1 protein-coding gene is annotated in these 839 nt (G+C 58.4%); it reads right to left on the reverse strand.

Translation table 11 applies throughout. The features are described from left to right. Positions 1–821: hypothetical protein (locus AC1RJL_RS19860; protein ID WP_492917280.1), on the reverse strand; the 821-nt coding region annotated here is incomplete at its 3' end. Positions 822–839 lie beyond the last annotated feature (18 nt).

The raw sequence follows: 839 nt of genomic DNA on the forward strand, positions 1-839 counted from the left end.
GTGACAATGGGCGCATCTTTCCTGGCGGCAGTATCGCGCTGGTCAACAACCGGAACTGCTGCTTTCGGTTTATTAAACTGATCCACCAGCCAACTCGCCGAGGCATTCCCAAACGCATCAGCAGCAATATTGCCCCAATCCTGTTTGTCGCCGCGGCCCGCCAAGCGGCTTAACGAACTGGATACGGTAGAACCCCACAGGTTGCCCGCCAGGTTGCGCTGGAATGTGTTGCCTATGCCATTGATCGAATCAGTGACCGGGTTGCCTGTTTGGCCGCTGAGACTGGTCGATATCGAGGCAATGGCAAGGTCAGTCCAGTTGAAGTGGGTTTCCAGGCCAGCGATTTTGTTGGCAACGTAGCCACCACCATACGTGGTTGCGCCCTGGATGGCGTAACCACTGGTGGTGTAACCCTCAGCCAGGTTTTTCCCATTGGCGAGGTACTTGCCATTGCCTGCCGCTTGCAGGTAGCTGCCGGCCGCTGCACCAAACCCGGCGGTTGCTGCACTGCCCACCGCTTGCCGCAAGGAGAAACTATCCACATTACCCATCGCCTTGCCGACCGCCTGACTCGCAATGCTGCCAACAAAACCACCCACTGCAGCGGCCGCTGCTGTCGCCAGCATGGTACTTCCGGCTAATGCAATAGAACCAGCGACACCGCCCGCAGCTGCCCCGATAGCCCCGCCCGACAGCACTCCCATACCTGTGGACATAATACTCGCAGACAAAGTGGCATTGGCCGCACTTGCCATCGCCGCTGCTGCCGCACCTGCAGTGACGATAGTAACCACCACCGCCACCACAATCATGATGATCATGCCCAACTTGCCACACCC

This window comes from Cellvibrio sp. GW822-FHT04B05 (genome assembly GCF_058800985.1).